Annotated in this window: 16 protein-coding genes; 9 read left to right on the forward strand and 7 right to left on the reverse strand. The window is 74.3% G+C overall.

What is annotated here, in order from left to right; all coding sequences use genetic code 11:
* Nucleotides 1-3: 3 nt before the first annotated feature.
* On the reverse strand, nt 4-1,341 hold the full coding sequence (locus ACIBCT_RS25790) for a purine-cytosine permease family protein (RefSeq protein ID WP_399192665.1): 1,338 nt from the start codon (nt 1,339-1,341) through the stop codon (nt 4-6).
* Between the two features lie 88 nt (nt 1,342-1,429).
* Nucleotides 1,430-2,023, reverse strand: coding sequence for a TetR family transcriptional regulator (locus tag ACIBCT_RS25795; protein WP_399192667.1), 594 nt, complete (start codon nt 2,021-2,023; stop codon nt 1,430-1,432).
* 75 nt (nt 2,024-2,098) lie between these two features.
* On the opposite strand from ACIBCT_RS25795, the gene ACIBCT_RS25800 reads away from it, so the two are divergent.
* Nucleotides 2,099-2,923 (forward strand): class I SAM-dependent methyltransferase, encoded by an 825-nt coding sequence (locus ACIBCT_RS25800; RefSeq protein ID WP_399192669.1) that lies wholly within the window; start codon nt 2,099-2,101, stop codon nt 2,921-2,923.
* A gap of 137 nt (nt 2,924-3,060) precedes the next feature.
* Here ACIBCT_RS25800 and chrA read toward each other — a convergent pair whose 3' ends face one another.
* The 3 genes from chrA to ACIBCT_RS25815 are packed head-to-tail and all read right to left on the reverse strand — an operon-like array spanning nt 3,061 to nt 5,585.
* Complete coding sequence (chrA, locus tag ACIBCT_RS25805) at nt 3,061-4,512, reverse strand: chromate efflux transporter (RefSeq protein WP_399192671.1); 1,452 nt, start codon at nt 4,510-4,512, stop codon at nt 3,061-3,063.
* 12 nt (nt 4,513-4,524) lie between these two features.
* Entirely contained in the window at nt 4,525-4,956 is a 432-nt protein-coding gene (locus ACIBCT_RS25810; RefSeq protein WP_399192673.1) for a chromate resistance protein ChrB domain-containing protein, read from the reverse strand.
* Nucleotides 4,953-5,585 carry a Chromate resistance protein ChrB gene (locus ACIBCT_RS25815; RefSeq protein ID WP_399192675.1) on the reverse strand — a complete coding sequence of 211 codons (633 nt, stop codon included), beginning with the start codon at nt 5,583-5,585 and terminating at the stop codon, nt 4,953-4,955. Before ACIBCT_RS25815 ends, ACIBCT_RS25810 begins: the two co-directional genes overlap by 4 nt.
* Before the next feature lie 160 nt (nt 5,586-5,745).
* Between ACIBCT_RS25815 and ACIBCT_RS25820 the strand changes: the two genes are divergently transcribed.
* The 4 genes from ACIBCT_RS25820 (at nt 5,746) to ACIBCT_RS25835 (ending at nt 10,218) form a co-directional block, all read left to right on the forward strand.
* Nucleotides 5,746-6,420 carry an ATP-binding cassette domain-containing protein gene (locus ACIBCT_RS25820; protein ID WP_399192677.1) on the forward strand — a complete coding sequence of 225 codons (675 nt, stop codon included), beginning with the start codon at nt 5,746-5,748 and terminating at the stop codon, nt 6,418-6,420.
* Nucleotides 6,417-7,217, forward strand: a complete 801-nt coding sequence (locus ACIBCT_RS25825) for an ABC transporter permease (RefSeq protein ID WP_399192679.1) — start codon at nt 6,417-6,419, stop codon at nt 7,215-7,217. The genes ACIBCT_RS25820 and ACIBCT_RS25825 overlap by 4 nt, the downstream gene beginning before the upstream one ends.
* Before the next feature lie 1,166 nt (nt 7,218-8,383).
* Entirely contained in the window at nt 8,384-9,496 is a 1,113-nt protein-coding gene (locus tag ACIBCT_RS25830; protein ID WP_399192681.1) for a sensor histidine kinase, read from the forward strand.
* The gene (locus ACIBCT_RS25835; RefSeq protein ID WP_399192683.1) at nt 9,493-10,218 is read left to right on the forward strand and encodes a response regulator; all 726 of its coding nucleotides are present in this window, start codon (nt 9,493-9,495) and stop codon (nt 10,216-10,218) included. Before ACIBCT_RS25830 ends, ACIBCT_RS25835 begins: the two co-directional genes overlap by 4 nt.
* On the opposite strand, the gene ACIBCT_RS25840 is transcribed toward ACIBCT_RS25835, so the two are convergent.
* Nucleotides 10,197-10,625, reverse strand: coding sequence for a winged helix-turn-helix transcriptional regulator (locus ACIBCT_RS25840; RefSeq protein WP_399192685.1), 429 nt, complete (start codon nt 10,623-10,625; stop codon nt 10,197-10,199). The genes ACIBCT_RS25835 and ACIBCT_RS25840 overlap by 22 nt on opposite strands.
* Nucleotides 10,626-10,717: 92 nt before the next feature.
* Between ACIBCT_RS25840 and ACIBCT_RS25845 the strand changes: the two genes are divergently transcribed.
* The 3 genes from ACIBCT_RS25845 to ACIBCT_RS25855 all read left to right on the forward strand — a co-directional run bounded on the left by ACIBCT_RS25845 (nt 10,718) and on the right by ACIBCT_RS25855 (nt 12,427).
* On the forward strand, nt 10,718-11,272 hold the full coding sequence (locus tag ACIBCT_RS25845; protein ID WP_399192687.1) for an NAD(P)H-binding protein: 555 nt from the start codon (nt 10,718-10,720) through the stop codon (nt 11,270-11,272).
* 23 nt (nt 11,273-11,295) lie between these two features.
* Nucleotides 11,296-11,574: a hypothetical protein gene (locus ACIBCT_RS25850; protein ID WP_399192689.1), complete on the forward strand. Its 279-nt coding sequence runs from the start codon at nt 11,296-11,298 to the stop codon at nt 11,572-11,574.
* Nucleotides 11,575-11,914: 340 nt separating this feature from the next.
* Nucleotides 11,915-12,427, forward strand: coding sequence for a hypothetical protein (locus ACIBCT_RS25855; RefSeq protein WP_399192691.1), 513 nt, complete (start codon nt 11,915-11,917; stop codon nt 12,425-12,427).
* A gap of 105 nt (nt 12,428-12,532) precedes the next feature.
* Here the strand turns inward: ACIBCT_RS25855 and ACIBCT_RS25860 are convergent, their stop codons facing one another.
* Nucleotides 12,533-13,003, reverse strand: a complete 471-nt coding sequence (locus ACIBCT_RS25860; RefSeq protein WP_399192693.1) for an STAS domain-containing protein — start codon at nt 13,001-13,003, stop codon at nt 12,533-12,535.
* Nucleotides 13,004-13,380: 377 nt separating this feature from the next.
* Here ACIBCT_RS25860 and ACIBCT_RS25865 point away from each other — a divergent pair, with 377 nt between their 5' ends.
* Nucleotides 13,381-13,953: a hypothetical protein gene (locus tag ACIBCT_RS25865; protein ID WP_399192695.1), complete on the forward strand. Its 573-nt coding sequence runs from the start codon at nt 13,381-13,383 to the stop codon at nt 13,951-13,953.
* Nucleotides 13,954-14,031: the final 78 nt, after the last annotated feature.

Below are 14,031 nucleotides of genomic sequence, written 5' to 3' on the forward strand. Positions count from 1 at the left end.
GGGTCAGCCGGTGGTGGCCGTCCGCGTCCCGGGGCCGCCGGTCAGGCCGAGCCTGCCCGCCACGGCGTAGGCGGCGAAGGCCACCGCCAGGGCGTTGAGGGCGGGGATGCCCCAGGTGAGGTACTTGCCGACCAGGGCGGCGGCCAGCCAGATCACCAGTGCCGCCGGGACCCATCCCGGCGCGGAGTCCGGCAGGGTGCCGGTGGCCGCGGAGGCGTCCAGGGCGGGGCGCCAGCGGCGTACCAGGTAGTACTCGGCGATCATGATGCCGGCGATCGGCGGGATGCCCACCCCGAGCAGGACGAAGAAGTCGATCAGGTGGTCGAGGATCCCGGCGGCGGCCAGGGCGGTGCCGATCACCCCGAGGGCGACGGTGAGCAGCGCGCGGCCGGGCCGGGCGCCGAAGGCGGTGTCCAGGGCGTTGGCCGTGCCCAGGCTGGCGGCGTACAGGTTCCAGTCGTTGATCTTCAGCGTCGCGGTGATCAGCACGATCGTGCCGATCACGCCGGAGGTGGTGGTGACGATGGCGATCACGTCGCCGGTGCGCAGCGCGTGGGCCAGCAGCACCCCCACCAGCGCGATGACGTACTCGCCGAGCGTGATGCCCACGACGGTCTGCTTGACCACGTCGGCGGCGCTGCGGTTCCACCGGCACATGTCCGGGCTGATCACCGCGCCGACGATGAAGCCGCCGGCCACGATGGTGGCGCCCTCGGCCAGGCCGATGGCCGGTCCGGCGGGCGCGGAGGCGACCAGCGCGCCCAGGGAGTGCTCCGAGAGCTGGTCGGCGATCGCCCAGCCGGCCAGCGCGAGGAAGGCCGGGACGGTGATCCAGGCCGTCCACGCCATGCCGGCGAAGCCGTGCACCACGATGGCGGTGACGGCCAGGCCCGCCACGATCGACCACACCCAGACCGGCGGCCCGCCCAGCAGGGAGGCCAGGCCCTGGGCGAGCACGGCCGACTGCACGCCGAACCAGCCCAGCAGCGCGGTGGCGACGACCAGGCCGACCACGGTCGCGCCGTGCCGGCCGAAGCCGGTCCAGCGGGCCAGCACGGCCGTCGACAAGCCCTCGCGCATCCCGGCGATGCCGATCGCGATCGCGACGACCTCCAGGATCACCGCGCCGAGCGTGATGGCCAAGACCGCGTCCCAGAACCTCATGCCCATGCCGAGGGTGGCGCCCAGCAGGAACTGCGACAGGGCGCTGAGCATGCCGAACCGCTGCACCGCGACGGTGACCCAGCCGTAGCGGGCCTCGCGCGGCACCCGTTCCAGGGCGTAGTCGTCGCGGGCCAGCCCGGCGTCGGCCGGGTCCCTGACGGTCGTCGGATCGGCCATTCCCAGGCTCCTTCTTCACCGGTGAAGAGCATCTGGGGCATGACGCTAGGCGCCTTGTGGATCTTTGGGAAGAGGTGATCTTCTTCCGTTACGTTCGCGGTACGGCGCCGGACAGGACCGTGGTCACGATCTTGCGGACGGCCTCGGTCTCGGGCGGGGTGCCCTCGTGTCCGGCGTAGAGCAGGTGCGTGGTCCCGATCAGCATGGCCGCGAGCGTGTCGACGTCGGCGTCCGGCGCGATCCGGCCCAGGTCGCGCTCGGCGGTCAGGTAGGCCGCGATCATGATCGCGGCCTCCGTCAGCACCGGGACGCCGGCCGGCAGGTCCCGGCGCAGGCGGGCGCGGAGTTCGTCGCGGGCGGCGATGAGGCCGACGAGCGCCAGCGCGACCGACTCGAACAGCGACGTCAGCGCGCCGGTGAGGTTGCCGGCGACGGTGCCGGCGCCGGCGGACTCGCGCAGGGCGGCGGTCCGGTCGTCCATCCGGCCGACGCGGTCCAGCACGAGCTCGGCGAGGAAGGCGTCGAAGTCGGCGAAGTGCCGGTGCAGGACGCCCTTGGCGCAGCCCGCCTCGGTGGTGACCGCCCGGCTGGTCAGCGCGTTCGCGCCGTCCCGGAGCAGGACACGCTCGGCGGCGTCGAACAGCTGCGCGCGCGCGTCGCGGATGTGTACCCCTGTCGGCACGGGGTGCCTCCCCTTCGCTCGCCGGGCCCTGACTCGATTATTGACGAGTGGGCACGTGCCCACTACGGTGGGCGCATGCCCACTACGTCACGGGCGGCGGAGCCCGGCCGCGAGCAGGACATCCACCGGAACCGGCAGGTGGCCGAGTCGTTCGGCGCCGATCCCGAGCGCTACGACCGCACCCGGCCCCGCTACCCCGACGCCCTGATCGAGCGGATCACCGCCGCCGCACCCGGACGCGACGTCCTCGACGTCGGCATCGGCACCGGCATCGCCGCCCGGCGGTTCCTGGCGGCCGGCTGCACCGTGCTCGGGGTCGAGGCCGACGCCCGGATGGCCGGATGGGCGCGAGAGCGCGGGCTCGACGTCGAGGTGGCGCCGTTCGAGACCTGGGACGACGCCGGCCGCACGTTCGACGCGGTCGTCGCCGCCCAGACCTGGCACTGGGTGGACCCGGTCGCCGGAGCGGTCAAGGCCGCGCGGGTGCTGCGGCCCGGTGGCCGGCTGGCCCTGTTCTGGAACGTGAACCAGCCCCCGCCCGAGATCGCCGAGGCCTTCCTGGAGGCCTACCGCCGGGTGCTGCCCGACCTGCCGATCTACGACCGGGTGATGCCCGCCCTGGAGGCGTACGGGGTGATGTTCGACAAGGCCGCCGACGGGATCCGGCAGGCGGGCGCCTTCGGCGAGCCGGAGCAGTGGCGCTTCGACTGGGAGCGGTCCTACACCCGTGACGAGTGGCTGGACCAGGTCCCCACCTTCGGCGGCCACAGCCGGTTGCCCCAGGACAAGCTGCGAGAGGTCCTGGACGGGATCGGGGCGGCGATCGACGCGGCGGGCGGCGGCTTCACGGCGCGCTACGCCACCGTGGCGGTCACCACGGCACGGACCGGCGCCTCCTGACCCGCCCCCTGCACCTCCTGACCCGGCGTGCCGCTCTCCCGGCCTTCGGAAAGGCGAGCCGGGAGAGCGGCACGGCGGGGTCGGGCGGGTCAAGGGGGGCGGGTCAATGAGGCGCCCTGGGTCAGGGGGGTGCCGGGTCAGGGCAGCAGCAGGGAGGCGATGCCGAGCAGCGCGCAGACGCCCAGGATGCGCAGCATCGGCCAGCGCAGCACGAACGTCATCACCAGCGCCGCCGCGGTGATGGCCAGCGCCAGGAGGTCGAGGCTGCCGACCTCGGGCACCTGGACGTGCAGCGGTCCCCAGCTCCACACGTGGGTGACGTCGAACAGGGTGTGCTGGGCGAAGTACACGGCGAGGTTGGCGATGACGCCGACGACGGCGGCCGTGATGCCGGTCAGCGCGGCGCTGATCGCGGCGTTGTGGCGGAGCCGCTCGATGTAGGGGGCGCCCAGGAAGATGAACAGGAAACACGGCACGAAGGTGACCCAGGTGGTCAGCAGGGCGCCCAGCAGCGCACCCGCCCAGGGGGTGAGCGGGCCGGGGTCGCGGAAGGCGCCGAGGAAGGCGACGAACTGCACGACCATGATGAGCGGTCCGGGGGTGGACTCGGCCAGGGCCAGGCCGCGCACCATCTCACCGGGGCTGAGCCAGCCGTAGGTCTGCACGGCCTGCTGGGCGACGAAGGCCAGCACCGCGTACGCGCCGCCGAAGGTGACCAGGGCGGTGCCGGAGAAGAACAGCCCCTGGGTGGTGAAGACGCTGTCGGTGCCGGTCAGCAGGGCCACGGCGGCCACCGGCAGCCACCAGGCGGCCAGTCCCACCGCCAGGATCTTGCCCGCCGAGCGCCAGCTGGGGGTGGCGTGGTGCAGGGCGTCGTCGGAGATCAGCGGGGCGGGCCCGTCGTCGGCGCCGTGCCCGCCGCCCTTCTTCACCAGGGCGGGCCTGAAGCGGTGGATCGCCCAGCCGACGAGGGCGGCGACGGCGACCACGACGGGGAAGGGCACCGCGAACAGCGCGAGCGCGGCGAAGGCGGCCACCGCGAGGGCGACGTAGACCGGGTGGGTCAGCGAGCGTTTGGCGACCCGGATGACGGCCTGGGCGACGATGGCCAGCACGGCCGGGGCGATCCCGGCGAACAGCGCGACCACCAGGGAGGTTTCCTGCCAGATGACGTAGACGGCCGACAGGGCGAGCAGGGCGAGCATGCCGGGCAGCACGAACAGGGTGCCGGCGACCAGGCCGCCGCGGGTGCCGTTCAGCAGCCAGCCGACGTAGATCGCCAGCTGCTGGGCCTCGGGGCCGGGCAGCAGCATGCAGTAGTTGAGGGCGTGGTTGAAGCGCTGCTGGCCGATCCAGCGCTTCTCCTCCACCAGGGTGCGCTGCATGACCGCGATCTGCCCGGCGGGGCCGCCGAAGGTCTGCAGGGAGATCCCGAACCAGGCGCGCACCGCCTGGCGGAACGGGATCACGTCCCCGGAGGTCCCCGGGCCTCCCGGGGTCGTGGGGGTCGCAGGGCCCGCGGGGGTCGCAGGGCCCGCGGGGCTGGCGGGATTCGCGGGGATCGCGCCCTGCGTCTGTGGGTCGGTCATGCTCTCTCCGGTTCAGGCGGGCGGTCGGCCGAGCAGGAACGCCCGCCGGTAGTACTCGTACAGGCCCTCGAAGATCGGGCCGGTCAGCTCCAGGACGCGTTCGTCGTGGCAGGTCATCGACAATCCGCGCAGGATCACGTCCAGGCCGGGCGCCTCGGGGGCGTCGTAGCGCTCGTCGTCGATGTCGGCCTCGTGCACGATCTCGGCGATCTTCCACAGCACCGGGTCGGTCAGCTCGTGGCGGCGCAGGATCGTCTCGAAGCTGCAGTCGGCGCCGTGGTGCGACAGCTCCACGCCGCGCATGTCGAACGGGGTGGCGTCGGGTGGGACCTGCTCGGGGGAGTCGACGAACACGAAGTGCGCCTCGGGATCGAGGTGGCGCCGGATGAGCCAGGCGCACGCCGCACGGTCGATGTGCACGCCCGCGCGGGTCGCCCACCTCATCGGGTCCCTCCCCGGTGCGCCGCCGTCTTCCCCGCGCCCCGCGCGCCGTCCACCGGCCCGCCCGCGGCCTCGGTGACCTCACGCGCCGCCGGACCGTCCGCCTCGTGAGCCTCCGCGGACTCCGCCAGGTCGGGGCCGGAGGCCGGTCCGGGCGCGTTCAGCGCGCGTACGGCCTGGTGGGCCGGGTCACGCTCGGCGGGCGGGAAGAAGTCGCGGCGCCCGATGCGGCGCAGCTCGGCGCGGAGCCGGCCCGCCACGCGTGAGCGTTCCCCGCCCCTGGCCCCCTCGGCGGCCCGGGCCGCGGCGATGACCGCCCGGTACTCCTCCCGGCGGGCCTGTTGCATCTGCGTGGCGATCGCGCGTTCCTGGGACGGGCTCGCGGGGGTGGCCAGCCAGACCGTGGCGGTGCCGTCGGCGGCGACGATCTCTTCTGCGATCCAGTCCAGTTGCTCGCGCGTACGCGCGTCGGCGGGCAGCGCCACCAGCCCGTCTCCCAGCCGGGCCACCCCGAGGCGCTCCAGCCTGCGCCAGACGGCGATGCGCGGCGCCGAGGGCAGGCTCGGTATCCGGTAGGCCAGCAGCACCCACTGCCCGGCGTGCCCGGGCGGGGCCGAAGGATCGTGATTCACGGGCCACTCCTGATTTTCGTAACCGTGGTCACTGTAACGGTTGTTACCCTCATCGAGAAGAGGTGGGTGGGCCCGGCCGTCGTGGAGCGGTGGCGCGACGGCAGAATATGGCGGGAGACCACCGGGAAGACGGCAGGCGGATGACGGGAAGGTGGCTCGCGTGTCACAGGCGGGGTTCGTGCTGGAGGGGGTCGGCCTGCGCCGCGGGGGAGCGCCGGTCCTGACCGACATCTCCGCGCACCTGCCGAGGGGGTGCTGCACGCTGGTGACCGGGCCCAGCGGGGCGGGCAAGTCCAGCCTGCTGCGGCTGCTCAACCGCCTCGCCGAACCCGACACCGGGCGGATCCTGCTGGACGGCCGGCCGCTGAGCGGTCACGACCCGCTGCTGCTGCGCCGCCGGGTCGCCCTGGTGGCCCAGCACACCGCGCTGCTGACCGACTCGGTGGCGAGGGAACTGGCCGTGGGACGCCCCGCCCTGGACGCCGCCCGCGCCGCCGACCTGCTGGAGCGGGTCGGACTGGGCGCCTCCTTCCTGTCCCGCTCCACCGAGGGCCTGTCCGGCGGCCAGGTCCAGCGCCTGGGCCTGGCCCGCGCGCTGGCCACCGGCCCGGAGGTGCTGCTGCTGGACGAGCCCACCTCGGCGCTGGACGACACCGCGACCGGTCTCGTCGACGACCTGCTGGCCGCCTTCGTCGCCGACGGCGGCAGCGCGGTCCTGGTCAGCCACCGCACCGCGCACGCGCGGCGGCTCGCCGGCCACGCGCTGGTGCTGGAGGCCGGACGGCTGACCGAGGCCGGCGACCCGGCCGGCCTGCGCTACCTGGCGGCGCCGTGACCGCCCCGGCGGTCCCCGGCTGGCCGGGGGTGGCCGCCTCCGCGGCGCTGGTGGCGCTGGCCGCCCTCCTGGCCGGCCGGGCCCGGCTGGGTCTGGCCGCCGACATGCTCGTCGCCTCGGCGCGGGCCCTCGGCCAGCTCGTCGCCGTCGCCGCGGTGCTGGCGGCGGTCTTCGCCCACGGCGGCCTGCCCGGCTCGCTCGCCTGGATCGCGGTGATGGTGCTCATCGCCGGCCGGGTCGCCGCCCGCCGCGCCCGCGGCCTGCCGCGCGCCCTCGCCGTGGCCACCCTGGCGGTCGGCATGGCGACCGTCGTGACCGTGGCCACGCTGGTGGTCTTCGCGGTGATCGACACCCGGCCGCACGTGCTGATCCCGGTGTCGGGCATGGTGGTCTCCGGCGCCATGCAGGCCACGGCCCTGACGCTGACCCGCCTGCACGAGGAGGTCGAGACCGCCCGCCCGCGGATCGAGGCCCGCCTCAGCTTGGGCCTGGACGCGGCCGCCGCCTTCGCCCCGCACGCCCGTACCGCCCTGCGGACCGCGATGCTGCCCGCCGTCGACGCCACCAAGGTCGTCGGCCTGATCAGCCTGCCCGGTGCCATGACCGGCCTCATCCTGGCCGGGGTGGAACCGCTGACCGCGATCCGCTACCAGATCGTGGTCATGTACATGCTATTGGCCGCCGCCACGCTGGCCGCCGTGGCCACCGCGCGCCTGGCCCGGACCGCCCTGTTCGACGACGCCCACCGGCTCCACGAGCTCCCCGCCCCGCCGGGCGGCCGATCGTCCCCGCGCTGACCCCGGCCTCCCGGATCCGGGCTCCCGGCCGGTCCCGGCCGTGCGGCGCAGCCGGTAGGCCAGGACCGCGGCGGCCAGCAGCAGTCCCCAGACCGGGTACGGCCACAGCAGCAGGAGCAGCGGCCGACCCCACTGTACGGCGTTGACGGTGAGGCCGGGCGAGGCCAGGCAGCAGGCCCCCGCGACCAGTCCTCCCGCGGTCACCGGCAGCCGCACCGGCACGGGACGGCCGTGCAGGACCGGCACCCAGCGCGGCCACACCTCCCCCCACCTGGCGATCAGGCCGAGCGTCAGCACGGACCCGCCCAGGGCGCCGAAGCCGATGGCCAGGCCCTGCATCCTCAGGCCCGGGTTCGCGGCCAGCTCGGCCGCGCCGATGTCGGTGGGCCACGGGGTCAGCCAGGTCAGCCGGTAGAGCGCGTACGGCAGCGGGCACAGCGCCGCCGCGATCGTGACCGGGCGTCCCCAGCGGGCGGCGGCCGCGGGCCGGGCCCAGCGCGGCGTGCCACCGGCCCGCAAGGCCGCCACCGCGACGACCGCCCACAGGGCGCAGGCCAGCGCGTCGGCCAGCGTCCACGCCACGCGCCCGGCGTAGGAGGAGAGGCTCGCGGCGAGGTTGGCGAGCAGGCGGTCGAACGGGACGAGCCCGGTGAGCGTACCGCCCGCGACCAGGACGAACAGCGACACCAGGACCACCAGGGCCGCGATTCCCGCCCGTCCGCGGCGCGCGCAGGCCATGACCAGGACCGCCACCAGCGCGGGCGGGCCGATCAGTGCCATGCCGTAGCCCAGCAGGGACATGATGCCCGCGTCGGACATCACCACGCCGAAGAACAGGACCTGCGCGACCGCGCCCGCCTTCAGCGCCGCGCCCGAGGTGAAGGCCGTCACCAGCCCGGCCAGCCCGGCCACGACGGTCATCGGACCGCCCACGTCGTGCTCGAACAGGTGCGACAGCGACACGGTGACGCGGTCGAGCGCACCGAAGGGGTAGCTCGCCGGGGTGGTCCACCACCACAGACCGACGGCCGTCACGGCGATCGACAGCAGGGCGCTCGCGATCCGGAGGTTTCTCGTCATGGCGCTCACCGTAGGAACGTCCCCGCCGCGCCACCTCCCCCTGACGGGGGAGGGTTCCCGGCGGCGCCGTCACTAGCATCGTCGTCGTGAGCGGACACATGTCACGCGCCCTGCGGGCGGCGATCTACCCGTTGCTGGGCGCGGCCCTGCTCACCCCGGTGGCGGGGGCGCTCAGCCTGGTGATCCTCACCGAGGTGACGCCGGCGCGCGTCCTGACGCTGTGGGCGGCGTGCCTGCCCGCCTCCGTGCTGCTGGCCGCCGCGCCACTGGTGCGGCGCATCGAGACCGTCGCGCTGTCGGAACTCCTCGACGTCGACGTCCCGGGCAGGGCCGACCCGCTCTACCTGGTGGCCCTGACGAGCCTGCACCTGTACGGCGGCGCCACGCTGGGCGCCGGGCTGCTCCTGCTGTCCCCGGGGCTGGCGCGCGCCGGCGACCTGGCGGGCTGGCGCGAGAGCCCCGCGCAGACGGCGGAGCCGTTCCTGCTGGCCGGTGCGGTGGTGGCCGCCATGGTCGTCGCCGGGCTCGGCCAGCGGCAGGCGGCGCGCCGGCTGCTGCGCGCCGAACCGTCCCGGGCGCTGGAGGTGCTCGGCCGCCGCCAGAGGCTCGCGCTGGAACTGCACGACGCGGTGGGGCACGCGCTGAGCGTGGTCCTGGTGCAGGGCATGGCCGCGCAGGCGGCGCTGGAGCGGCCCGAACCCCGGGTGGGCCAGGCCGCGGACTCGCTGGGTCACCTGCTGGACACCGCCCGCGCCGCCCAGGAGGAGCTCGACGTGCTGCTCGGCGTGCTGGACGAGGACGACACCGCGCGTACCCCCACGCTCGGCGCGCTCGGCGCGCTCACCCACGGTCTCGACGTGCGGGTACGCGCCGCGGACCTGGACAGGGTCCCGGCGGCGACCTCGCGCGCCGCGTACGCGATCGCCAGGGAGGCGCTCACCAACGCCCTGCGTCACGGGCGCGGCCCCGTCACGCTCGACGTGGCGATCGCCGGCGACCTGGTGCTGACGGTGGAGAACCCCACCGGCGCCCGTACCGGCACCGACGGCACCGACGGCACCGACGGGACCGGCCGGGATCCGGCGGTGAACGGGCGGGGCCTGGCGGGCATGCGCATGCGGGCCCGCCTGGTCGGCGGCACCTGCACGCTGGAGGAGGCGGGCGCCACCTGGCGCGTGCGGGCGAGGCTGCCGCTGTGATCCGCGTGGTCCTGGCCGACGACGACCGGCTGATCCGTACGGGGTGGTCGGCGATGCTCTCCGCCTGTGACGACCTCACCGTCGTGGGCGAGGCGGCGGACGGCCACGAGGCCGTCGAGGCCGGAACCGGGGCGGACGTCGTGCTGATGGACGTCCGCATGCCCCGGATGGACGGCCTGGCCGCCACCGCCGAGCTGGCCCGCCGCTCGCCCTGCACCCGTGTCGTCGTGGTCACCACCTTCGAGAGCGACCAGCTGGTCTGGGGGGCGCTGCGCGCGGGAGCGGCCGGGTACGTGCTCAAACGCGCTCCAGCGGCCGAACTGGTGGACGCCGTCCGGCTGGTGCACTCGCGGGACGCGGTGCTCTTCCCCGACGCGTTGCGGCGCATCGCCTCACCGCACCACGGCAGCGCCACGCCGCGTCACCCGGTGAACCTGACCCCGCGCGAGCTGCAGGTGCTGCGCCAGATCACGCTCGGGCAGGCCAACGCGGAGATCGCACAGGTGCTGCACGTGTCGCGGGAGACGGTCAAGACCCACGTCACCAACGTCCTGGACAAGCTGGGCGCCCGTGACCGCACGCAGGCGGCGGTCCTGGCCTACGAGCTCGGCCTGGTCGTGCCCGGCCTCGAGCTCCGCGAGCTCCGCGAGCTCCGCGAGCTCCGCGAACTTCGCGAGCCCCGTCAGCTCCGCGAGCCTCCTCAGCCCTGGCGGCGCTCGTAGGACCGCCGGGCCGCCTCCACCTCGGGGGCGGTCTCCTCCAGCAGGTCGGCCAGGGCGCGCAGGTGCCCGGCGACCCGGGCCCCCAGCGGGGTCAGCGAGTACTCCACCCGGGGCGGGATCGCGCTGAGGACCTCGCGGGTGAGCAGGCCGTCGCGCTCCAGGGCCTGCAGGGTCTGCGACAGCATCTTCTCGCTCACCCCCTGGACCCGGCGGCGCAGCGCGTTGAAGCGGTAGCCGCCCTCGCCCAGGGCCAGCAGGGCGAGCGAGGCCCATTTGGCCGTCACGTCCTCGAAGGCGGCGCGGGAGGTGCAGGCGCTGGCGAAGACGTCGGTGACGAGCTGCTGGGAGGGCTCCGCCGAGGGTTCCGTCGAGGGCTTCGTCGGAGACTGCGCGCGCTGTTCGGACACACCGTCACCCTACCCCAGTCGCTGCGGAACAGTGGGTACTGTACTTTGGTTAGTGCTTTCTAAAACACAGTACTGATCGAAGGGATCCGCCCATGCCCGCCTATGCCGTCACCGGAGCCACCGGCCACCTCGGCCGCCTCGTCATCGCCGACCTGCTCGCCCGGGGCGTGCCGGCCGGTGACATCGTCGCCGTCGCCCGTACCGAGGCCAAGGCCGCCGACCTGGCCGGGCGCGGTGTCGAAGTGCGCCAGGCCGACTACTCGCTGCCCGAGACGCTGCCGGCCGCCCTGGCCGGGGTGGGCCGCCTGCTGCTGATCTCCGGCGACGAGCCGGGACGGCGCCCGGCCCAGCACGCCGCGGTGATCGAGGCCGCGCGGGCCGGTGGCGTCGAGCGCATCGTCTACACCGGCATCCTGCGCGCCGCCACCAGCGCCAACCCGCTGGCGCCCGACCACAAGGCCACCGAGGAGACCCTGGCCGCCTCCGGCGTGCCGTACACCCTGCTGCGCAACGGCTGGTACACCGAGAACTACACCGACCAGCTCGACGGCTACCTGCAGCGGGGGAGATCCTCGGCGCCGCGGGTTCCGGCAGGGTCTCCGCCGCACCCCGCGCCGACTACGCCGCGGCCGCCGCCACGGCACTGACCGGCGACGGGCACGACGGCGCCGTGTACGAACTCGGCGGCCCCGCCTTCACCCTCGGCGAGCTGGCCGCGACCGTCACCGAGGTCACCGGCACGAAGGTCGTCTACCGCGACCTCCCGCCGGCCGAGTACGCCGAGGCGCTGCGCCGCAGCGGGCTGGACGCGGGCACCGCCGCCTTCGTCGCCTCGCTGGACGAGTCCATCGCCCGCGGCGACCTGGAGACCGGCACCGGCGACCTGGCCCGGCTGCTCGGCCGCCCGGTCACCTCACTGGACGAGGCCGTCCGGAACGCCCGCCCCTGAGCCCGTCACGCCCTCCCGCCGGGTGCGGGCGAGTGGCCCGCACCCGCCGCCGGGCCGCCGGGGATCGGCCGGGGATCGGCTCGATGCGCGAGACACCACGCCGATCTCCATCCGGTTCACCTGATCGAAGAACGCCATTTAAAGGCATATACCGGCATATCAGCGTTCAATGTACGGGTGGCGTTCCCGGTAACGCCGGGCGCCTTCCCCGGCCCCGTATCCCCACCTCGGGGGCCTGAGGAAACGCGCACGACATGTGCGCACAATGACGCAGACGGCGACGCGGAAAAGCGGTTCTCTGAGACTCGTCCGAACGACACGTCTTCAAAAGGATTCCATCATGTCGCGTATGCGTCGCCACATCGCCACCCTGTCCCTGACCGCGGCCGGACTGGCCACCAGCGCCGTCCTGGCGGCTCCGGCCCACGCCGCCGGGGCCACCGTCACGGTGGGCTCGTTCCAGAACATGTCCGTCGTCGGCACGACCGGCAACGACAGCATCGACATCAGGCCCCTCAACGGCAAGATCACCGTCTCGTCCGTCCAGCACTCGGTGACCGCGGGCGCCGGGTGCGTCCAGCAGGGGCCCAGCACGGTCTCCTGCGCGGGGGTCACCACCATCCTGGTCAACGTCAGGACCGGGGACGACGTCGTGCGCAACAACACCTCGCTGTTCGCCGAGATCTTCGGCTCGGCCGGCTCCGACCGCCTGTCCGGCGGTTCGGGCCGCGACATCCTGGTCGGCGGGAGCGGCAACGACTTCCTGACCGGCAACCTCGGCAACGACACCACCGACGGCGGGGCCGACTTCGACACCTGCAGCGGCGAGTCCGAGCCCAACTGCGAGGCATAGGAGGAGACCCTCGTCACCACGGCCCGCCCGGGCACCGGCGGGCCCCGTCACGGTGACCGTCCCGCCTCGAGCGCCACGGCGATCAGAGGACGGTCACCGCTGTGGTCAGGTGCGGTGGCGACGGGCCCGCAGGCCCGCGGGCACGGCACGGCCGGCGCCCAGGCCGCGGAAGGACGGCAGGTGCCGGGATGCGGGCGGCGGACCGGCGAAGTCCTCACCGCCCGGCTCGGCGCAGGCCCTCAGGGCCTCGGTGACGCCGGCGAAGTGCACCGGCGCGTCGGAGGGGCTCCCGGCGACCAGCGGCGTCAGCCGCCGCATCGAGGCCGACGCCCCGGCGATGGCCAGGCCTCCACCGGTCTCGCTCAGGGTCCGGTGGGCAGAGGTGAGCAGGCGCAGCCCGGCCACGTCGCAGAAGCTCAGGCGGGACGCGGCCAGCACGATGTGGCAGGGCCCGGGTCCCGGAGGGGGGATCAGGGACGGCGACAGCAGCGGCGCGGTGTACAGGTCCAGGTCACCGGCGACGGTGACCACGAACGTCGCCGCCCGTACGCGGAAAAGATGCACCGACAGGTTCAAGGGCTCTCCGTTCCGCTTCGGTTCTGGGGGTGGTCCTGGAGGTCTGCGGCCGGCGGATCGCCGGGCGAGGCGGTCGCCGTGAGCGGACGACCTCTCCGATCGGGTACGCACCGTGGACCGGCCGTACCCTTCCGTTCTACGGCATTCGAGGGCTGCCGTGGGTTTCCGGCCGGAAACATCAGCCTTGCCGTCATGTGATTCGTTCCTCAGGCGCATACGGATGCAGACAGGGAGAAATTTCCCTGTCGCTCTGATCGGGCGCCGGGCCGGGCCGATCCGGAGGGCCTGCCGGGCTTACACCTCGCTAACCTTCGCCTCCGTAGACAGGGTGCACCTCCGGGAGGCGTCCGACCTCCCGGGGACGGAGGTGCATCCACATGACTTTCCGGCGTGCGGCACTGCTCGTCGGGGTGCTCGCGGCCCTGGCCCCGGCCGGCTGCGGTCAGGCACCCACAGGGGGCGGTGTCGCCTCGGTGGCCGACACCGTCCGGCCCTCGTCGGGGGCCTCGCCCTCGGTGTCGCCCTCGGCGTCCCCCGACCCTCTCGCGTTCGCCCGGTGCATGCGCGAGAACGGGATCGACATGGCCGACCCCGAGCCCGGCGGCCCGGCCAGGATCCACGTCAGGGGCAAGGACAAGGGCGCCGTGGAGAAGGCGCACAAGGCCTGCTCGAAGTACATGGGGGGCGGGGAGGGCAAGGCGCGTGTCGACCCCGAGGCCCACGACCGGCTGCTGGCGTTCGCCAGGTGCATGCGCGAGCACGGCGTCGACATGGCCGACCCCGTGCCCGGTGACGGCAGGGTGATGATCAAGCGTCCCGAGGGGGGTGAGGCGGCCTCGGAGAAGGCCCACAAGGCCTGCGAGCATCACCTGCCGGGCCGGCCGGGCGGCGGCCCGGGGGGTCCGGAGGGCTCGGAGGGCTCGGAGGGCTCCGGCGACGGCGCCGGGTGAGCGGCTGAGCCCCGCGGTCCCGTTCACGTGAGGAGTACCGGGTGACGCGACGGCCGGAACACCGGGGCCCGGCCGGAA

It is taken from the genome of Streptosporangium sp. NPDC050855, from assembly GCF_044456585.1.
Classification (GTDB): Bacteria; Actinomycetota; Actinomycetes; order Streptosporangiales; family Streptosporangiaceae; genus Streptosporangium; species Streptosporangium longisporum.